Raw genomic sequence first — 21,116 nt, 5'->3', positions numbered from 1 at the left:
TTTATTTCTTACAAGCAAACACGCAACTTTCACTTTTCAAATAAGGAACGACCATGGGCCACCGTTTAAGCAAAATTTATACCCGCACAGGCGACTCAGGCACAACAGGACTGGGCGATGGCTCACGTGTCGTCAAAGATGACTTGCGTATTACCGCACTCGGTGATGTGGATGAGCTAAATGCCATCATTGGGGTTTTACGTGCACAAATTGCAGCAAGCAGCATTCAGGATAAAGCGAACTGGGATAAATCTTTAAGCCTGATCCAGCACTGGCTATTTGATCTGGGCGGTGAAGTGTGTATTCCAGGTTTTAATCTGGTGCAACCGGTATCAATTGAGTTTTTAGAAAATGATATCGACCGCATGAATGAAGCGTTGCCGATGTTAAAAGACTTTATTCTGCCTGCCGGAACGCTGGTGTGCAGCTTTGCCCATCAGGCGCGTGCAGTCTGCCGTCGCGCAGAACGCAGCGTGATGTCAGTTCACTCACGCGACCAGAATATTCAGGCGACTTCCCTGCAGCTATTAAATCGCCTATCTGACTGGCTGTTTGTGGCTTCACGCACCTTGCAACGTACTGAAGGCGGTTCTGAGGTGTTATGGCAAAAAAATATCAACGAGACCATTGATCAATAAATCCACTAAAATGTATTAAATTGCACGGAAAATTCTGCGCCAACGGTATTTGCAACAAAGTGTTTCAGGTGCAGAATATTGCAATACTCCTGTCACAACTCTTCATCATTATGTTTTCATCTTCACTTTTTCAGGTTATCGCAGCATGCGCATAATCGGACATCGCGGTGCGCGTGGGGAAGCACCTGAAAATACACTAGGCGGTTTTCAATATATTCAGGATATCGGGATTCGTGCGGTTGAATTTGACGTACGCCAGCTTAAAGACAATGCCCTCATCATCATGCATGATGATAACTTTGTACGAACTACCGGTTTGCAGAAACCCCTCTACGAATGTAGCCGTCAGGATCTCAGTCAATATAACCACGCAGTGAAATGGTCAGAATGGAATAAGGTCGAAGCGACCCCCATGCTGGATCAGACCTTAACTGTGATTCACAACTTTGACCATATTGAAGTCGAAGTCAAAAGTGTAGCGAGCCAAGTCGATGCCGAAAAAATCACGCTTGAGCTTGAACAGCAGTTACAGGGTTATGAGCAGTCAGTCGTGATCACTAGCTTTGATCCTAAAATCCATCAGGCCTTGCAGCAGCAAAATTCCAGTTTAAAGCGTGGCCTTCTGATTGAAACAGATGTGAAATATCAGGCAATTGATCAAGCCTTGGAACTTGGCTGTTGTCAGATTGGCTGGATGAATGAGCTGGCCAGCAAAGATATTATTCAAGCCACACAAGCTGCCAAACTCACCATCAGCGTCTGGACCGTAAATGATGTTAATCGTGCCAAAGAATTACGCGACTGGGGTATTCAGGGTCTCATTACCGATTATCCGAAGTTAATGATGCAACATCTTTAACTAACCCAAAATACAAGATTCTATATATAGGTTATTTTTCCTTAAGCCTTGAAAAATCATTTAAAGAAGAATACCTGTCTGTAATCTTGTTTAACCTTAGGTTATGGATTTGCTTACAAATTTATTTCCCTGCAATCTAGTAGAAAAAATGAACATTCATTTGACCCATTTTAAGAAAATAAATTTGATTAAAAGCTTTAAAAATCTCAGTGATTTACTCGGAAATCAGAGCCTGTCTAGCCTGCGAAAATGGTAGTTTTCATCCTACTTATTCTGTTACCGATAAGTACAATACAACCGTACAATAATGCTAGTGATGCCCTAGGGGGCGTGCTAATATGAATGACTTAACCGCTGTTAAAATAAACAATAGCGGCCTCTGCTTTTTGTTATGCCTTCCCAGGTTCCAGGAGTGCTGTTGGAGATGAATGCTCCCCTACCTCAAGCCCCAATTAACTGGGTCGCTGTGTTTGCTCTGGTAGTTTTACCCATTGTAGCTGTTATCGCGATTCCGTTATATGCGTATCACCATGATTTTAGCCTTGCTGCTTGGATCAGTATGTTTGTTTTGCTCGGCGTTAGCAGCCTGGGGATTACAGCGGGCTATCATCGTCTTTGGGCACATCGTGCTTATGAAGCGACTTTACCTTTAAAAATCATTTTAATGATCATGGGTACCTTTGCGGTGCAGAACAGTATTCTGTACTGGGGTTCAGGTCACCGTACCCATCATCGTCATGTCGATGACGTGGAAAAAGACCCATATTCAATTAATAACGGCTTCTGGTATGCGCACCTGGGCTGGATGCTGCGTGACTATCCTGCTGCAGAACCAAACTACAAAAATGCACCAGACCTGCAAAACGACAAAGTCGTTATGTTCCAGCACAAATACTATGTACCTTTAGTGATTGCAGTACATGCTGCAATCTTGTTGCCAATCGGCTGGGCTGTAGGCGATGTCTGGGGTGTATTGTTATTGGGTGGTCTGGTTCGTTTAATCCTCAGCCATCACGTGACCTTCTTCATTAACTCATTGTGCCATATGTGGGGTTCACGTCCTTATACGGATGAAAATACTGCACGTGATAACTTCTGGTTAGCGATTGCAACTTGGGGTGAGGGTTATCATAACTATCATCACATTTTCCAATACGATTACCGTAATGGCGTGAAATGGTGGCAATATGACCCAACCAAATGGTTAATCTGGACTTGTTCTAAACTGTGCCTTGCGAAAAATTTACGCCGTATTCCAAGCTTTAATATCAAAAAAGCTGAACTGGCAATGAAGTTTAAATATGCCGAGCAGGATCTGGCGGTATATGGTCATAATGTCAATGAAGACATTATCAATGTAAAAAGTAAGATTGCTCAAGAATATGAAGCCTTTACTCAAACATTGAATGACTGGGCCAAACTGAAAGAACAGGAAATTCAGGTGAAAAAGGCTGCTGTGGCAGAAAAGATTCACCAGATGGATGACAAACTTAAAGTTGAATTCCAGCTGGTTGAACAGCGTCTTTCTCATCATCGTGAAACACTGAATCTGTTAGTACGTAATTTGAAAAAAGCGCCTGTCTCTCAATAAGATTTGAATTCTTAAAAAAGCTCCTGAAATCAGGGGCTTTTTTTATTTCTACTCGTCTTACTTATACTTTCCTTTTACAACAGTTTTAAACAAAGATCTTTGTTATATTGCTTCTATTGCCTAAGTATTTTAACTGCCATGTATTTTAATTCCCGATATCAAACTCTCCCTCCTCGCCTTTATCATCATCAGCCCCCACTGCCTTTAAAAGGTGCTAAAGCGGGACATTTTAATGCTGCACTTGCTGAGCAACTGCAATGGGCTGAGGAAGATAAAGCACAATGGGTCGAAATCTGTAGTGGTCAAAAAACCTTTGCCGAGTTTGAACCTTTGGCCATGGTTTATGCTGGCCATCAGTTTGGACAATGGGCAGGACAACTGGGTGATGGACGTGGTTTATTAATCGCCCAGATTCTAGATAAAGATAACCAGACCATTGACCTGCATTTGAAAGGTGCTGGTGCAACGCCGTATTCGCGTATGGGAGATGGTCGTGCAGTCTTACGCTCGGTAATTCGGGAATATCTGGCCGGACATGCCTTAAATGCGCTAGGTGTAGAATCCAGTAATGCTGTCGGCTTTACCTCTTCCGCTCAAGGTGTACAGCGTGAAAAACTGGAACCGGGCGCGATGCTATTACGGACGTCTGACTGTCATATCCGGTTTGGACATTTTGAATGGATCAATCAGTATCAGCCAGACTTGCTGCCTGTATTCACACAAAAATGCATGGAATGGCATTATCCGCAATGTCTGCAAGCAGAACAGCCTATTCTGGCATTTGCTACCCAAGTGATTCAGCGCACGGCAGTGATGATTGCCAAATGGCAACTGGTCGGATTTGCGCATGGTGTCATGAACACCGATAACCTGAATATTACCGGTTCCACGCTAGACTTTGGCCCGTATGGGTTTATGGAGCGATTCCGTCCCAACTGGATTAATAACCACTCGGATTATCAGGGTCGCTATACTTATCAGCAGCAACCAAGCATCGGCCACTGGAACTTGTGGATGTGGCTGAATAACCTGATTCCATTATGTCCTGAAAACTATGATGAAGAACAATGGAAACAGGATCTGGCCCAATGTCTGGAACATTATGAACCGACTTTCCTGGAACATTATAAGCATGGCCTAAACCAGAAAATGGGCTTACCGAGTTTTCACAAAGACAGTTTTGACTGCGCTATGGCTTTTCTCAGAATCTTGCAAAGCGAGCAACTCGACTATACGCAAAGCTTTATTCGCCTGCAAAATCATAAATATGAAGCAATCAAGGATGATTGTTTGGATCGCCGTCAGTTTGAAGCATTCCTGACTCAATATGAAGCGATCCGCGAACATCAGGATATTGAAGAATTAGATGCCGCCATGCAACTCGTCAATCCACACTATATCCTGCGCAATCACATGGCACAGAAAGCAATTGAACTGGCTGAGCGGGATGACTTTTCCGAAGTCGATCGCCTGTTTAAATTATTGAGTCAGCCCTATTTAAAACAGCCAGATCTGGAACACCCTGAAGATTTAGGGCCATTGCCGAGTGATGTGCCTGAAGTCATGGTGAGTTGTTCATCTTAATTTATTCACAAGACGACCAAAAACTGTGGATAATTTAAGCATTATCCACAGTTTTATTTTGATTTATTCGTAACTTATGACCTTACATCAAATCTCAGCAAAGATAGCGATAAGTTTACCTGAAGTCACTGTGACTCAGCCTTTCGGTGAAGGTTGTGATGTATTCAAGGTGCTAGATAAAGTCTTTATGCTTCAGTTCTATCTTCAAGGCAAAGCTGTCATTAATTTAAAAGTAGTGCCTGATCATGGTGCTATGCTGAGAGATATTTATTCTTATATCCATGCGGGCTGGCATATGAATAAACGGCACTGGATCTCGGTGTATGAAGATAATCAACTGGATGAATCTCTGGTTGAGGACCTAGTACAGAATTCTTATGAATTAGTAATATCGAAATTAAAGAAAGCAGAAAAAGTACGAATTGAATTATTACGAACATTAGAAAAATAAGTGCAGATACCACCGATGACTAAGATCAAACCAATAACATTAAAGACAAAGCGTTTAATTCTTCGCTCCTACCACTGTGGTGATGAAATCAATTTATTTCAAAACTATTTTAGCGATCTAGCAGCATCAAAATATTTGCAAAGACACCCACATCAGAGCCAAACTCAAACTCGACAAACTTTAGAAAACTGGGCAAGGTAAAAGTGGGAAAACTCAGACCCTGAGTTTATGTGGATTATTGTAGATCATTTAACTCAGCAACCTATGGGTATTTTGATCTTTATACAAAGGCATGATATTGGAGAAATTCTCTTCGGGCTTGGAACTCCTTATCAAGGACAAGGTTTGATGTGTAAAGCGATGACTTCGGTAATCCAATTTCTAAAACAAAGCCAAAAACTGACGAAAGTTGAAACCTTTTGTGCTACTGAACATTTAGCGTCAAGACAAGTATTAGAAAAAACAGGTTTTCAGCAAGTCCAATTACTTACTGTTTATACAAAATTTCCAGTTTTAGGTGATAAGGCTCATGACTGTATTCAGTATATTCTGCCACTAAGATCAAAATAAACCTTAACTCATCTAAAAGCTTTAGATATTGCGATAATATGAAAAAAGCCCAATCATTTCTGGTCGGGCTTCTTCTGATTGGAGATTTTAGGCTTAAGCATTCCTTTTATTCAGAAACTTAAACACGCCAAACAACACCGCAATCCACACCGGCAACATCAACACTGACAACATAAAGCCTTGCGTCCACATGATGTATAAAATCATCAGCATAAAAGCTAAAACAAAATAGTTACTAAACGGCGCAAAGATCGCTGGGAATCTGGTTTGAATCCCCTTTCGTTTGATGGTTTGTCTAAATTTCAAATGAATCAAACTGATCATCATCCAGTTCAATACCGCAGCTGCTACTACAATATAAATCAGGTAACTCAAAGCTTTTTCAGGCACAAAGTAATTCAGGATCACACAGCCAAAGATCAAAAATGCTGAGAACAATACCGCAGCCACAGGCACACCATGTTTATTTACGCTCTTAAATAATTGTGATGCATTCCCTTGTTGAGCCAGCCCCATCAACATACGGCTATTGGCATACATGCCACTATTACAGACTGAAAGTGAAGCAGTTAAAATAATGAAATTCAGTAAATGTGCAGCCCATTCAATCCCCATCTGGCTGAAAATCATTACAAATGGACTATGATCTAAATCGCCTAAATTCAGCTGATTCCATGGTACAAGTGAAAGTAATACGGCAAGCGAGCAGATATAAAATAAAAATACCCGAATCACAGTTTGATTCACGGCACGTGGAATGTTCTTGTCAGGATTTTCGGTTTCTGCCGCTGCCATACTAATCAGCTCAATACCACCAAAAGCAAACATCATAAAGGCGAGCATATAAAACAGCCCATCAAAGCCATTCGGAAAAAATCCACCATGAATCCATAAATTGCTGATCGAAGCGGTTGAAGTTGCATCGGCAGTGAGGAGTAAATATATGCCAAAGATAATCATTGCAATGATAGCAAAGACTTTAATCATCGATAGCCAGAATTCGGACTCACCATAAATTTTGACATTGGCCAGATTGGCAAGGGTTACCGCCAAAAAGAAAATGAGTACAGATACCCAGGCTGGAATATGTGGCCACCAGTAATTGATATATTTGCCAATGGCGGTCAGCTCTGTCATTGCGACCAGAATATATAAAATCCAGTAATTCCAGCCGGTTAAAAAGCCTGGAAATTTACCCCAGTATTTAAATGCAAAATAACTGAATGAACCAGTCACAGGCTCATGCACAATCATCTCGCCTAACTGGCGCATAATCAGGAATGCAATCAAACCACCAATCAAATAGCCCAGAATAATGGAAGGTCCTGCGGACTGAATAATCTGTGCGGACCCCAAGAATAATCCGGTTCCAATGGCCCCGCCCATAGCGATCAGCTGGATATGACGGTTCTTTAAACGGCGCTGTAGTTGCGGTGTTTCACTCTCCAAGACACGTTCTCATGATGAATAAAAAACCGAATTGTAGCGGGTATCCAACTGATCAACTAATACATAAATTTAAGTTATTAATTATTAAACTTTTATTTTTTGTATCTACTCAGATAAAAAGAAATATAGATAATTGATTTCATAATAGATGCTAGTTAAAAGCTATTTTTATTTTAAAACTCTATAACTTCTAAATAAAAATAGCTCTTTTTTGCTGAATTATTGCGTCGCATTAAACGCCTCATGGTAAACCACTTCGCCATGTGGAATAGATCCATTAAATGCAATGACTTGAAAATATGCTGGTGGAACATCCTTGAGGTAAAGTTCTGGAAAAGCCTTAAACCCGAAACGACCATAATATTGAGGATCACCGAGCACTACACATCCTTGAGCCCCTAACTGTTGCAGGCGATCTAAAGCTGCTTGCATAAGTAAAGTGCCGATTCCCTGTCCTTGTCTTGCAGGTAATACCGAAATTGGGCCAAGACCGTACCAGCCAGTTTCACCTGAAGAGATAGTGACAGGTGAAATAGCCACATGGCCTACCAGCTGGTTATGTTCAAGTGCAACTAGAGAAATCGTTAACTGCCCATGCTTACGCAAACTATTTACAATAAATTGTTCAGTATGACTTGAATAGTCAGCATTTTGAAAGGCCGCTCGGGTCAAGTCAGTAATGGCTGGAATATCTTCAAACTGTTCATCCCGAATGATAATTTTCATTATTTTGGCTCTCTTATATTGATCATTTTCAGAAATAAAAAAAGCGAACAAACCAAGAAGTCTATCCGCTTTTCTTTAACGAATTCGAATATCAGTCTTCAGGATATTCAAAACGATACCCTACACCATAAACGGCCTGAATCCACTCATGACGGTTTCCGGTTTCTGCAGCATCTGAGATTTTACGGCGCAAATTTTTGATATGACTATCAATCACACGGTCTGCCACATCAAAACTGTCCGGATTGATATGATCCAGTAATTGTGCACGTGAATACACTTGCCCCACATGCTCTAGGAACAGTTCCAGCAGACGGAATTCAGTCGGTGTCAAGTTTAAGGCTTTTTGCTGATACCAGATGCGCTGTTGTGATTTATCCATACGGAACAGATCATTGCTTTCCGGCTCAGCTTTACGGTCTAAACGGCGTAATACAGCCTGTACACGGGCAACCAGTTCTTTTGGACTAAATGGCTTACAGATATAGTCATCCGCGCCCATATTCAGGCCAAGCACACGGTCAATTTCTTCAGTACGCGCAGTCACCATAATGATCGGCAAGTCTGACTGTTCACGTACTTTAAGGCAAATGGTCAGACCATCCATACGCGGCACCATCAAGTCCAGGATCATCAGGCTCGGTTTACGCTGGGTAAAACTATTATATGCTTCTTGCCCATCATGAAACACGCTGACTTCAAAACCAGCAGCCTCTAGATAATCTCGCACCAACAGGGCAAGTTCGACTTCGTCTTCAACCAGCATGATATGTTTCATGAATATATTTTCCTTTATGGTTTCATTTGTTTAGGAAAGCTTAGTTTGCATCGTAAACCACCTAATGGTGAATGTGCAAAGCTTAAGCTACCACCCATAGCCTGAGTAATTTTACAAGATAAGGCCAGACCTAAGCCTGTCCCACCGGTGGCACGAGTACGCGAATCATCGACACGATAGAAACGTTCACCAATGCGAGTCAGCTGCTCATCAGTCAGACCGAATGGACTGTCATCGACATATAAGGTCCATTCTTTCTCATTCTGTTCGGTATGAATATGTACCTGGCCACCGGCTTCTGTATAACGAATACTGTTGCTGAGCAGGTTGGCTACGATCTGCTTGAAACGGTCCAGATCCAGATCAACTTCAGCACCGTCACCTTCAACAGTCACTTTCAGGTCAGCCTGTTCAAATTTAGGCTGAAAGTTCATTAATTCCTGCTGCACCACATCCCACGGATTAACAGTTGCATAATAAAACTGTAATTGCTGGGCATCCGCTTGTGCTAGAGCTGCCAGATCCTGGGTCAGTTTTTTCAGGCTGGTTACCTGTGCCAACATCGATGCAAAATGCTCTGGTGTCGGTTTACGGATTCCATCCTGCATCGCTTCAATTTGTGCCTGCAAGACTGCCAGCGGAGTTTTCAGTTCATGTGAAGTATCTGCTACCCACTGACGGCGTGAAGTTTCATGCTGATCCAGAATCACTGCCAGTTGATTCAGTTCATTAGACAGATCACCCAGCTCATCATTACGTTTCACTTTTACCTGATGCTGATAATTACCACGAGTCAATTCACGTGTTCCGTTCAACAAACGCTGAATCGGTTTTTTAAAATAAGTTGCCAGCAATAATGCAGCAATCAGACTGGCTAGAATACTTAAACCATAAACTAAAAATAGGTAACGTTTCTGATTACTAAAGAAATTAATACTTAAAGCATCATCTTGGTCTAAAACCGGTTTCAAACCCAAATAACCGACCACCTGATTTTCAACCATGATCGGACGATAGGAAATCTGCTCATCTGATGCTTCGCCTACTACAAAACGACGTTTGGCGTCATAGAGTGACAGGCGTGAACTCAGACCCAGACGGTCTGGCATCTGGATGAACTGCTTCTTGCCAGTAGGCTGCTGAACTGGCTGTTGACCGCCATTATTGTCTTTACGGTCAGTTCTAAACAGGTTCTGATTGGAGCTAAGTGGAAATCTTAAACCTTCAAAAGGCTGGAATTGTGATGGCAAGTTAGACGCCAGAATACGCAATTCTTCTTCATTGACTGAGCGCGGTGTTAGATTTGGTTCAACCATACTTGAAGGGGCTACAGTGGCTAAGGTCTGCTCCTGAAAATAACGCTGCTGCAAGGCAATATCATATTGACGGCGCAACCACCAGCGCGATAAACGGTCATAATCATCCGGTGCAGCTTCACCTTCAATTTGCAGAATCTGCGCCTGAATAGCGTTACCCCAGTCTTCATATACCGTATAGACATCAGCCAGATTCTCGATCACATGATCCAGCTTCTGCATTTCTACATCCGCCACATAGCGGGTAAAGTTGCGCTGCATATTCAGATGCAATACGCCCAGACTCACCGTGGTAATTACCAGGGTGGTCAATAAAACAGTCAAAAACAGACGTAATGCAATCGGAATACGGCGAACCTTCAAAGTAAAAATCTCAGTTTTTCTTCTCTATATTCATTATTGTAGCGAACACAGACTTAAAAAACTCTCCATTGTTTCTTCATCTTTATTATTTAATCTTTACTCATCAAAAAGAATCAGCTCTTGAATGGGGTAAAAACATGAAAGCAATGACAAAAATCGCCTTAATCAGTGCCAGTGTTTTATCGATGGGTGCATTGACTGCCTGTCAATCTACGAGCAACGTGAATGAGCAGAAAGATCATTCTCGCATGATGAAACATCATGAAGGTCAAAAACAGCATCGTCTCACTCCAGAGCAACGCGAGCAGTTCAAAGCCGCTCGTGCATAACGCATGCAATTGCATAAACAGATTCAACAGGCCTGTGACGGCAAAGCTGCAGGCAGTGCAGTCCAAATCAAGGCGGGTGATAAAACCATTGATGGTCATTGCAAGATTTCTTTCAGACCTGACCATAAAGGCATGAAAGCTCAACGTGGTGAATTCCGTGGCATGCACGGTGAACATCGTCCGATGCGTGATGAATTCCGAGGTGGTATGAACCGTGGAGAAGCATTAACGGATAGTCAACGTGCAGAAATGGTTAAACAGTATGATCAGCGTTTATCAGAACGTCAGGCTCTACAAACTGCGTTTGCCAACGCTTGTAAAGGTCAAACCCACGGCAAGGCAGTTCAAGTGAAAGCGGGTACTCAAACCATTGATGGTCAATGTATCGTGCACTTCCAGCCGAATGCACCCATTAAGATGACTAAAGCTGCATCTTGATCTTCTTCTAGATTTCTTATTCCTTCAAATTCAGGCACCTTCGGGTGCTTTTTTTATGGCTGACTCCTCAGTCCTCTTTTGACCATTCATGTTCTGCTAATTTCTACAAAAGTCTTTGCAGTCAATATGTTTACTGTTCTGTGCAGATTAATCTTTGACTTTATAGTCACCAAGAAAGCCGCCTGAAAGCTTGTATGGCCGGGCAAGATGTTGCACGATTAGATTCATAGCAATACGTGTCACTGAAGGCACGTTTCAATTAATTTAGGATGATAACGCTGGTCTAAACCAGTATTGAGGAAACCGATATGCCACAATACAAAGCGCCCTTACGTGACATGCAATTCGTTCTACACGAATTATTAAATGCTGAAGAACATTACGCAAAACTTCCTGCGTTTCAAGAAAACGTAAGCCGTGAGTTGGTTGATCAGTACCTAGAAGCTGCAGCTGACTTCTGTGAAAATGAATTATCTCCTCTAAATCAAGTGGGCGACCGTGAAGGTTGTACCTGGAATGACGGCGTTGTAACAACACCGACTGGCTTTAAAGAAGCGTACCAAAAATACATTGAGCTAGGCTTTCCTTCTCTTTCTGCTGAAGAGCAATACGGCGGTCAAGGCTTACCAAATTCTTTAGGTATCACTATTTCTGAAATGGTGGGTACTGCGAACTGGGCTTGGGGCATGTACCCTGGTCTGTCTCATGGTGCAGTTCGTACTTTAGAACACCACGGTTCTCAAGAACAAAAAGACGCTTATCTGCCTAAACTGGTTTCAGGTGAATGGACAGGTACCATGTGTCTAACTGAATCTCATGCAGGTTCTGACCTCGGCATCATCCGTACTAAAGCTGAGCCACAAGCTGATGGTAGCTATGCAATCTCTGGCGAGAAAATCTTTATCTCTGCTGGTGAACATGACATGGCAGAGAACATCATCCACATCGTACTTGCTCGTCTGCCTGGCGCGCCTAAAGGTACTAAAGGTATTTCTCTGTTCATCGTACCAAAATTCAACCTGAATGCTGACGGTTCAATCGGCGAGCGTAATGGCGTACGTTGTGGTTCAATCGAACACAAAATGGGGATCCATGGTAACGCAACTTGTGTCATCAACTTCGATAACGCAAAAGGCTTCCTGATTGGTCCTGAAAACCGTGGTCTGAACTGTATGTTCACGTTCATGAACACTGCACGTATCGGTACTGCTATACAAGGTCTGTCTGCATCTGAAGCCGCGTTCCAAGGCGCTTTAACTTATGCTAAAGACCGTCTGGCAATGCGTTCTCTTTCTGGTCCTAAAGCACCTGAAAAAGAAGCTGATCCAATTATTGTTCACCCAGCTGTACGTAACATGCTTTTAACTCAAAAAGCATTTGCTGAAGGTGGTCGTGCACTAGTTTACCTGTTAGCTCAATATGCTGATGTGGTTGAACAAGGTACTTCTGAAGAAGAACGCAAGTTCGCTGACAATATCCTGTCGCTATTAACTCCAATCGCAAAAGCATTCCTGACTGAAACTGGTTCAGAAGCTGCGAAACATGGTGTTCAAGTCTTCGGTGGTCACGGCTTTATCTCTGAGCACGGCATGGAACAAATCGTACGTGATACACGTATTGCCTGCCTGTACGAAGGTACAACTGAAATTCAAGCACTGGATTTGTTAGGCCGTAAAGTACTGGGTACTCAAGGTGCGATGTTGAAAGACTTCACCAAGATCATCCACAAATTTGCGGAAGCGAACAAAGACAATTCTGCAATGAAAGAATTTGTTGAACCGCTTGCGGCATTGAACAAAGAATGGGGCGACCTGACCATGCAGATTGGTATGCGTGCGATGCAAAATCCTGAAGAAGTGGGTGCAGCTGCAGTAGATTACCTGTACTTCTCTGGTTATGTAACACTGGCTTACCTGTGGGCTCGTATGGCACTGGTTGCTCAAGAGACTCTTGCTGCAGGTACCACTGATGCAGACTTCTACAATGCCAAATTGACGACTGCACGCTTCTACTTCAAGAAAATCCTGCCACGTGTTCGTTCTCACGTTGACGTGATTGCAACTGGTGTAGAACCGCTTATGTCTTTAGATGCTGAACATTTCGCATTCTAAGCTAATGCAGTTTTAAATGCATAATAAGAAAAAGGACGGTCATCTTCAGGCAGTCCTTTTTCTTTATAAAGAGTTACAGAATTAACCTTTAGTCGTCTAACATTCAGATTTTTAATGCTTTAGACTGAGCCAAAACAATCCAATTAAACAATAAAACAGGTGACATACTATGCCAATTTATAACGCGCCACTTGCTGACATGAAATTCATCCTGAATGATGTTTTCAATGCAGAACAGTTCTGGCAAGCGAATGAAAATCTTGCCCACTTGGATACTGCCACAGCAGAAGCCATTCTTGAAGAAATGGCGAAGTTTGCGCAAAACGTCATGCTTCCTCTGAACCGTACCGGTGATGAAGAAGGCGCAAAATATGAAAATGGCAATGTCACCACACCTGCTGGCTTTAAAGAAGCATTCAAACAATATGCTGAAGGTGGCTGGATCGGTCTGGGTGCCGATGCAGAATGGGGCGGCCAGGAAATGCCGAAAATGCTCACCGTACTTTCTGATGAAATGCTGTTTGCAACCAACCCATCTTTCATGCTCTACCCGCTTCTATCTGTAGGTGCAGGTATGGCTTTAAACAGCTATGCTTCTCAAGAGCAAAAAGAAACCTATCTTCCTAAAATCTATTCTGGTGAATGGTCAGGCACCATGTGCTTAACTGAGCCACATGCCGGTACTGATCTGGGTATTATCAAAACCAAAGCTGAACGTAATGAAGATGGTACGTATAGCATTACCGGTACCAAAATCTTTATCACTGGTGGTGACCATGATCTTGCTGAAAACATCATTCACCTGGTACTGGCAAAAACACCTGATGCACCTGCCGGCTCTCGTGGTATTTCCCTGTTCATCGTACCGAAGTTCCTGGTCAATGAAGATGGTTCAATTGGCGAACGTAACCCGGTTGGCCCAGGTTCAATCGAACACAAAATGGGGATCAAGGCATCTGCAACTTGCGTAATGAACTTTGACGGTGCCAAAGGTTATCTAGTTGGTAAAGAAAACGAAGGTCTGGCAGCCATGTTCGTGATGATGAACTACGAACGTCTGTCTATGGGCATCCAGGGCCTAGGTGCTTCAGAATTTGCTTATCAAAATGCTGCACAGTATGCGACAGATCGTTTACAGGGTCGTAGTGCTCTTGGTGCCCAATCACCGGCTAAACCGGCAGACAGCATTTTAGTACATGGTGATGTACGTCGTATGTTGTTGAATGTTCGTGCGAATAACGAAGCATCTCGTGCTTTTGCGGTGTATGTCGGTCAGCAACTGGATATCACCAAGTTCTCGACTGATCCTGAAGCCGTGAAAAAAGCTAATGACCGTGTTGCGCTGTTGACACCAATTGCAAAAGCTTACCTGACGGATACTGCATTCCAGGCAACCCTAGATGCACAAATGGTCTTTGGTGGACATGGCTATATCCGTGAATGGGGTATGGAACAATGTATCCGTGACCTGCGTATCTCACAGATCTACGAAGGAACCAACGGCGTTCAGTCTCAAGATTTAATCGGCCGTAAAACCATTAAATGTGGCGGTGCATACATCGGCGAATACATCGAAGAAATTCGCGACTTTGCGAACCAGTTGGATGCAGACCTGAACTTCATTAAAGATGCAACTTTAGATGCAGCTACTGAAGTAGAATCATTGACTCAGTTCGTGCTTGAAGCTGCTGGCGAAAATGCAGAATTCCCGAATGCTGCAGCAGTCGATTACCTACATGCAGTAGGCCTATTGAGCTTCTCTTATATGTTTGCGCGCATTGCCAATGCTGCAAAAGACAAAGATGGCGAGTTCTACCAAAACAAACTTGCGCTTGCGCGTTACTTCACGCAACGCATCTTGCCTGAACTAGCACTGCGTATCACTAAAGTGAAAGCTGGTTGCGAAGTAGTGATGAATTTCTCTGAAGATTACTTTACGACTCAAGCTTAATCTTGACGTAAATCCATATAAAAAGCCCTGCATCTGCAGGGCTTTTTATACATTATACTTTTTCAATCAAAATCGTATCTGGTTGCGTCGTTATTTTAGGATTGAAATGCTTATTTACTATTTTAATTCCCCCTTGCGACTCTAGAGATTCACACAGTTCAAGTACCTTCTGCATCTCTTCAGCCTTGATCCCCGTGCCCAAGATTAATTTTTTTCCTGCTTCTAATTGACTAATTTTTGTTTGAATTTTGTCCAACATTTTTTTCTCCTATTTATTCAATGTAGTTCTCATACAATATAACAAGTTAGTGCAAAAAAAGTGCAAAAGTTCGAATAATTTCACTTTTATTTTATTTTTCTCTTTTTGTGCATGATCTTTGCTAGTTCTTTCCTGTTCACATGTTAGTTCACATGAAAAATCAGGAGGAGAACATGAGTAAATCTGAGTCCAAAGTAAAAAGAATAGAAACTCTCCTTGACCGTTTTGGCAACCTTGCCGTTGAAAGTTTCCATTATCTTGCGCTGTTTATTATTGGCTGTATGGTGATCTGGTCCGCAGGTCATACCGTATTTGACATCTTGGCCGTCAAACAGTTTGCCACCATTGACGATATTCTTTTGCTGTTTATCTATCTGGAACTTGGTGCCATGGTCGGCATCTATTTCAAGACCAATCATATGCCGGTCCGGTTCCTGATTTATATTGCGATTACTGCCCTGACCCGTTTACTGATTTCCGATATTCAACATACGCACAAAGCCAGCATGGATCAGGTCATTATTACCGGTTCGATTCTGATTCTGGCTTTTGCCATCCTAGTGGTTCGTTATGCATCCTGGACCTATCCATCCGTCATTCGCGACAAGCATAGCGAAAAGCCATTGCCAGAAGGTAAAACTCCACGACCTGAGGATGATGAGTTGGCATAGTCATAGAAAAGTCCCCCTTTGCAAAAGGGGAATATAGGGGGATTAATTAATCACCTCTCCTAACAAGAGAGGGAATTTCTTTTAACGGTTATTCATCAACACATAACGTCCATTCTCATAAATCCAGTAACTTCCGCGTGGTGGTGCCGGTAATCCCAAACGCTGCCAGTCACTAATCACTGTATATCTCGAACTTTCAATGTGGGCTACATTCGGATCACCATTGACCCAGCTATAGCTATTGGAATTCTGGTAAATCGTGGTTGGTGCCTGATACTGGATATTGAACCCACTTTGGCTCTGGGCAGGAGGATAATATCCACCATGGGATGGACGTTGCGGATAATAAGGCCGCTGCGAATGAGGCGGTTGTGGTGCATAATGAGGGCGCGATGGAGGACGATGATGGGGTTTAGAACGATCAACACCGGTATAGCCTACCCAGTCATTATCCGCCCAAGCGGGCACTGCAATACCGAACAGAAATGAAGCCAGCAATGCACCTGAAGCTAATGTTTTCATAAGTGCGTCCTCCAAAGATTTCTGCCCATATTTTAACCAAAACCCATGCAGAAAATATGGATAAATCTCCTGCTGCTGCAAAGTTTTGTAATTGATTCCATGACTTTAACAGGCTTGCGTGATGAACGCTGAAGTGCGTATGCTAATATCACTTTTTTAATGCTTTGAGTTGCATACTGTGTCTGATTTAAATTTCGATCGTTTATATGAATATTTTTGCAAGGTACCCAGTGTTCAAAAAGGACTGATTGATAGCTATGGCTCGGATGGGAAACAGGCCTGGTGGTTTAAATTTCAGATTAATGTTGATCATCCTTTAGCATGGCAAACTGTACAGGAACTGGGTCATGTTCTGAACTATATTTCTAAAAATGAGCGCCTGCCGACTCAGTTTCTTCCAGTTTCTCCACCGCCTTATATGAATGGTGTCGCTAAAGATTTCCTGTCTTGGGTCATTCAGTGTAATCATGCCGACTTCCCACCAGATGTAGTGTGCGACTGGCTAGAAGCACGTTTGCCAAATCCGGTGGATGATGAAGCACAATGGAAAATTAAGACTGATATTTCTGAACTGGATGAGCTGACAGATAAAGAACTGGATCAACTAGTTCCGCCGAATCCAGAATCGAAAAGCTAATACTAGAAATCTCCCTAAATCCCTCTTTGATAAAGAGGGACTTTCCTCCCTTTTTTAAGGGGAGGTTAGGAGGGATTTAAAATCAAAACGTCGACCAACCACTCCATTCCATAAAACGATAGAGCCAGTATTTCCAGAATGACTCTTCAGCATATTGAGCATAGTCCACGCTCATGGAACGGCCATTCAAATTAGACCAGGCCGTATTGAAATACTGCTGCGCATCGCTAAAGACTTTCGCCTGAGGCTGACCCACCACACGCAGATTGGTTTCCAGATTATAATTTTTCAAGTTACGTGCCGTGAAATTGGCAGAACCTAAAATCATTTCAGCTTGCTGGGCACCGTATTTCATCAGAATTTTGTTGTGACATTGCTCGCCTTGAGTATTACACCAGCGTACCGGAATACCAGCTTTATGCAGTTCTGAAGCCACCTGCCGGTTAGGAATGCCATTTTTTTCACGACCAAATGCATCTTTATTTGGATCAAGTAAAACCCGAAGTTTTACACCGCGCTCATGCGCTGCAATCAACCCTTTAACAATCTTACGTTCTGACAGATAGAACATGGCCAGATCAATCTGCTCATCTGCTTTCGCCGTTTCAAGCAGCTTTAGAACTCCCTCATAAATGGCTTTTTCAGTCAACACCTGAACTTGAGGCTGGGTTTTTTCCGCTTCAAACTCACCTGCAATCACAGCCGGCATATTGGCTTGAGACATGATCCCGACCGCCTGTTCTGTCGCAAGAATATCAATCGCTGTTCTGCCCCAAACCAGTAGACCGATATTGGAATGCCGTGAACTGCCATCATGTGGGTTCATTGAAGTGACCAGTGCTTTCCAGCCCTGATCTGTATCGACGACCAGTGTTTTACGATGATTGGCTTTGAAATTAAACAAGTCAAAATAACTGCGTAAGGTCACTTTTTCTGGACCAAATGGATTCGGCAACCAGCCTTTTTCCGGATTATTGCCAATCCCCTGACAGCACAGATACCAGAAACCTGACCAGCTTGGATTAGAAGCACGCAGCGGTGTCAGATTGGTTTCGATTACATCTACTCCCGCCTGACGCAGTTCACGATAATGCTGCGCTGTAATTCCACCATAGACAGAATTAATCGGATCGGTAATAAATTTAATTTCGACTTCAGGCTGCATCAATCGCTTGTTGAGTAAGGCATCTGTGAGCTGTTTGCTGAGTGCCTGATGTTGCTGCTTAGAGACACCAGTTTGCTGATTAAACAGGAACATATCCAGCACGATCAGGGATTTTGCCTCTTCAATCATCTTCAGCATTTCATTAAAAATCTGATGATCCAGTTGTTGCTTGCCCTGTGCATCCAGATAAGTCTGATCGACCAGAAATTTCACCTGTGCGTGGCGCAGCTTACCCGTGTAATTCAGCCCTTCAGGTAACGGTTTATAAGTATGATAAATTGCTGAAGCCAGATAACTGGCCATCAGCACACCAATGATCAAAGCCGCATAACGGCGGTTTGACCAGTTCAGTTTATTGTGAATTCGTTGAAAGATACGCATAAGAAAAAACCTAACCCAATATGCTCAGGCTAGGTTTAATCTGATGATTTTTCAAGTCTATTTCAGTGACAGGACTTGGATTCGGTCAGTTATTTCATCTGAATCCTAGAAATCATATTGTACACCGACTGTGAAATTACGTCCGACTTGCGGAATATTCGACAGGAATGAACTATGTGAATAGACCTGATCATCGAGCAGATTATTGGCTTTAAAATAAACCCGATAGGCATTTTTATCGGCAATAGTATTGGCATAGCTTAGGCCGACATTGACCATGTTATAGCCTTGGGTTTCATCTTCATAACTGGCCGTTTTGTCCTGATTGAAGACATGATAATACTCTGCCATTCCTGACCAGCCATCGGCAAAGTCTGCTTCAACCTTGGTCCCTAAACGGCCTGCTGGAATACGGGGTGCATTTTCACCCTCAATTTTACCCCGTACATAATCACCGAACACACCTAACTTGTATGTGTCATTTAATGCATAAGTAGCTTCTGCTTCAGCCCCATAGAAACGGGCCTTATCTTGGGTATATTCTACCCCACGCAAATTTCCATTTCTGGCGGTTGTCGCACCGTAGATATAGTCATCAAACCAGTTATGGTAAATATGCACATGATAATCCAGCTTATCACCTTCATATTCGAAACCTAGTTCCAGGTTATTCGAGCTTTCTTTTTCCAGATCAGGATTACCGACTTCATAGGTATTGGTGGCAAAATGCAGGCCATTGGCATACAACTCTTGCGCCAGTGGTAAACGTTGCTGATGTGAACCTACAATGGATAACTTATAGTTCGGGGCAAATTCCCAATTCGCCGCTGCTGAAGCAGAGATGCCTGTGCCTGAATAATTTTTCTGTTCAGATTCAACTTGTACTTTTTGATGATCGACACGTGCACCCAGTTCGACATGCACATCACCGAGTTGTTTATGCTCTAAGGCAAACAGACTGTATTTTTCAGTTTTGGTATCTGGCATGACCACATTTGAACCATGAATATGATGTTCTTCATCATCCTCGTCACCATCTTCATGATGATCATGTTCTGTAGCAGCCAGATTGATTTTCTGCTGGCTATATTGGGTGCCAATTACGCCCTCCCAACCAGCAACCGGAACATGGACTAGTTCTAGACGGCCATCGTAGCCTTTGCTTTGGAAATTACTGATGACTTCATTTTCTTCCAGCTCATCATGCTCATAATCAGTAAAGCTGGCATGGGCACGTAACTTGTCAAAACCAGCAAAAGGCTGTTCCAGTTCAGTACGTACTTCATAACGTTCAGATTTCAGATCTACCCATGGTCCGCCATGCTCTTCTTCATGCTCTGCGGTAGCACCCGGCTTTGGACAGCCATGGAAATGATCACCATGCAATACACAGCCATGATATTCATGACTATGCCCCGGCAAGCCATATTCATCCTGACGGTTGCTATAAGACAGGCCAACGAAACCACGATCATGAATCCATGATCCACCAATATTCACGGTCTGGCCTTCAGCAAAGGTATTACCTACACGACGTTCTTTGTGAAAATGTGAATGATCGCTATGAGGTTCTTCTACTACATAATCAGGCGCAATATAGTCATTGGCCTTATGTTTGGTACCTTCGACACGCAGGGCAAAATTTTCACCGACTGCAGCCGTCACGCCTGCACTTGCCAGTTTTTCATCATTGCCCGAGTTGTAACGTAGTCCAGCAGTTCCTTCCAGACCGTCTTCCGGCATTTGGGTTGGGATTTTCTGGTCAGTGACATTGACCAGACCACCGACGGTTCCCGCGCTATAAAGCAAAGTCGATGGGCCACGAATCACTTCGACCTGTTTGGCCAGAATCGGATCAACCGTCACCGCATGGTCAGGAGATAAGGTCGATACATCAGCCGTTTCTGAAGCATGCTGCAAAACTTTGACACGTGGACCATCTTGGCCGCGGATTACTGGACGGCTCGCTCCGGTTCCATACTGATTTGAATACACTCCAAGTTCATCAGCCAGCGCATCACCAATAGTCGTCGCACGTTTAGATAAGGCTTTCTGGTCCACCATCAGATCAGCAACTGCAAAATCTGCCGCAGTCTGTACCAGTGGATGAGCTTGTACCTGAATGGTATCCATGGTTTGTACAGGAATAGAAGAAGATGACTGTTCAGCAAATACCGTAGGCGCAACTACAGCAAAAATTGAGAGTGTTATTAGATTCTTAGAAAAGGACATGACCCAAGCTCAAATTCAGCAATTTCGAATATTGTTATAATATAACATTTCATTGCTTTTGCAATCCTTTACGGTAATCAATGAGATATTTTATT

The 21,116-nt window shown here is 43.0% G+C and carries 17 protein-coding genes and 2 pseudogenes; 11 read left to right on the top strand and 8 right to left on the bottom strand.

The window, feature by feature from the left end; translation table 11 throughout:
• Positions 1-53: 53 nt before the first annotated feature.
• The 6 genes and pseudogenes from ACEWB7_RS08615 to ACEWB7_RS08590 form a co-directional block, all read left to right on the top strand.
• Complete coding sequence (locus ACEWB7_RS08615) at positions 54-638, top strand: cob(I)yrinic acid a,c-diamide adenosyltransferase (protein ID WP_411580611.1); 585 nt, start codon at positions 54-56, stop codon at positions 636-638.
• 145 nt (positions 639-783) lie between these two features.
• A complete protein-coding gene (locus ACEWB7_RS08610) occupies positions 784-1,497 on the top strand; it encodes a glycerophosphodiester phosphodiesterase (protein ID WP_411580610.1) in 714 nt (237 codons plus the stop codon).
• 424 nt (positions 1,498-1,921) lie between these two features.
• Complete coding sequence (locus tag ACEWB7_RS08605; RefSeq protein WP_034705146.1) at positions 1,922-3,088, top strand: acyl-CoA desaturase; 1,167 nt, start codon at positions 1,922-1,924, stop codon at positions 3,086-3,088.
• Between the two features lie 138 nt (positions 3,089-3,226).
• Positions 3,227-4,672, top strand: a complete 1,446-nt coding sequence (locus ACEWB7_RS08600) for a protein adenylyltransferase SelO (RefSeq protein WP_411580609.1) — start codon at positions 3,227-3,229, stop codon at positions 4,670-4,672.
• 76 nt (positions 4,673-4,748) lie between these two features.
• Positions 4,749-5,123, top strand: coding sequence for an MmcQ/YjbR family DNA-binding protein (locus tag ACEWB7_RS08595; protein ID WP_411580608.1), 375 nt, complete (start codon positions 4,749-4,751; stop codon positions 5,121-5,123).
• 222 nt (positions 5,124-5,345) lie between these two features.
• Positions 5,346-5,693: pseudogene (locus ACEWB7_RS08590) on the top strand (GNAT family N-acetyltransferase); the annotation flags it as partial.
• Between the two features lie 93 nt (positions 5,694-5,786).
• On the opposite strand, the gene ACEWB7_RS08585 reads toward ACEWB7_RS08590, so the two are convergent.
• The 4 genes from ACEWB7_RS08585 to baeS all read right to left on the bottom strand — a co-directional run bounded on the left by ACEWB7_RS08585 (position 5,787) and on the right by baeS (position 10,325).
• A complete protein-coding gene (locus ACEWB7_RS08585; RefSeq protein ID WP_411580607.1) occupies positions 5,787-7,142 on the bottom strand; it encodes an amino acid permease in 1,356 nt (451 codons plus the stop codon).
• A 219-nt stretch (positions 7,143-7,361) separates the two neighbouring features.
• On the bottom strand, positions 7,362-7,868 hold the full coding sequence (locus tag ACEWB7_RS08580) for a GNAT family N-acetyltransferase (protein ID WP_411580605.1): 507 nt from the start codon (positions 7,866-7,868) through the stop codon (positions 7,362-7,364).
• 91 nt (positions 7,869-7,959) lie between these two features.
• Positions 7,960-8,646, bottom strand: coding sequence for a response regulator (locus tag ACEWB7_RS08575; protein WP_411580603.1), 687 nt, complete (start codon positions 8,644-8,646; stop codon positions 7,960-7,962).
• Between the two features lie 14 nt (positions 8,647-8,660).
• Positions 8,661-10,325, bottom strand: a complete 1,665-nt coding sequence (gene baeS / locus ACEWB7_RS08570) for a sensor histidine kinase efflux regulator BaeS (protein WP_411580602.1) — start codon at positions 10,323-10,325, stop codon at positions 8,661-8,663.
• A gap of 137 nt (positions 10,326-10,462) precedes the next feature.
• Between baeS and ACEWB7_RS08565 the strand changes: the two are divergent.
• The 3 genes and pseudogenes from ACEWB7_RS08565 (at position 10,463) to ACEWB7_RS08555 (ending at position 15,154) form a co-directional block, all read left to right on the top strand.
• Positions 10,463-11,092 (top strand): annotated as a pseudogene (locus tag ACEWB7_RS08565) (hypothetical protein).
• A 308-nt stretch (positions 11,093-11,400) separates the two neighbouring features.
• Positions 11,401-13,203, top strand: coding sequence for an acyl-CoA dehydrogenase C-terminal domain-containing protein (locus ACEWB7_RS08560; RefSeq protein WP_411580601.1), 1,803 nt, complete (start codon positions 11,401-11,403; stop codon positions 13,201-13,203).
• A gap of 169 nt (positions 13,204-13,372) precedes the next feature.
• Complete coding sequence (locus tag ACEWB7_RS08555) at positions 13,373-15,154, top strand: acyl-CoA dehydrogenase C-terminal domain-containing protein (protein ID WP_005232064.1); 1,782 nt, start codon at positions 13,373-13,375, stop codon at positions 15,152-15,154.
• A gap of 52 nt (positions 15,155-15,206) precedes the next feature.
• On the opposite strand, the gene ACEWB7_RS08550 is transcribed toward ACEWB7_RS08555, so the two are convergent.
• The gene (locus tag ACEWB7_RS08550) at positions 15,207-15,413 is read right to left on the bottom strand and encodes a hypothetical protein (protein ID WP_125279369.1); all 207 of its coding nucleotides are present in this window, start codon (positions 15,411-15,413) and stop codon (positions 15,207-15,209) included.
• Positions 15,414-15,586: 173 nt separating this feature from the next.
• Between ACEWB7_RS08550 and ACEWB7_RS08545 the strand changes: the two genes are divergently transcribed.
• Complete coding sequence (locus ACEWB7_RS08545) at positions 15,587-16,084, top strand: phosphate-starvation-inducible protein PsiE (RefSeq protein WP_159124143.1); 498 nt, start codon at positions 15,587-15,589, stop codon at positions 16,082-16,084.
• 81 nt (positions 16,085-16,165) lie between these two features.
• Here the strand turns inward: ACEWB7_RS08545 and ACEWB7_RS08540 are convergent, their stop codons facing one another.
• Positions 16,166-16,606, bottom strand: a complete 441-nt coding sequence (locus ACEWB7_RS08540) for an RcnB family protein (RefSeq protein ID WP_411580599.1) — start codon at positions 16,604-16,606, stop codon at positions 16,166-16,168.
• 178 nt (positions 16,607-16,784) lie between these two features.
• Here ACEWB7_RS08540 and ACEWB7_RS08535 point away from each other — a divergent pair, with 178 nt between their 5' ends.
• Entirely contained in the window at positions 16,785-17,243 is a 459-nt protein-coding gene (locus ACEWB7_RS08535) for a hypothetical protein (protein WP_004782151.1), read from the top strand.
• 82 nt (positions 17,244-17,325) lie between these two features.
• On the opposite strand, the gene ACEWB7_RS08530 is transcribed toward ACEWB7_RS08535, so the two are convergent.
• Together ACEWB7_RS08530 and znuD are read right to left on the bottom strand one after the other, a co-directional pair.
• Positions 17,326-18,789 (bottom strand): phospholipase D family protein, encoded by a 1,464-nt coding sequence (locus ACEWB7_RS08530; RefSeq protein WP_411580598.1) that lies wholly within the window; start codon positions 18,787-18,789, stop codon positions 17,326-17,328.
• A gap of 105 nt (positions 18,790-18,894) precedes the next feature.
• Entirely contained in the window at positions 18,895-21,021 is a 2,127-nt protein-coding gene (gene znuD, locus ACEWB7_RS08525; RefSeq protein WP_411580597.1) for a zinc piracy TonB-dependent receptor ZnuD, read from the bottom strand.
• Between the last annotated feature and the right edge of the window lie 95 nt (positions 21,022-21,116).

This window comes from Acinetobacter sp. NIOH-H-8, from assembly GCF_046635365.1.
Lineage (GTDB): Bacteria > Pseudomonadota > Gammaproteobacteria > Pseudomonadales > Moraxellaceae > Acinetobacter.
Note: the sequence above shows the minus strand (reverse complement) of the source record. Positions and strands in the feature narration are given on the sequence as shown.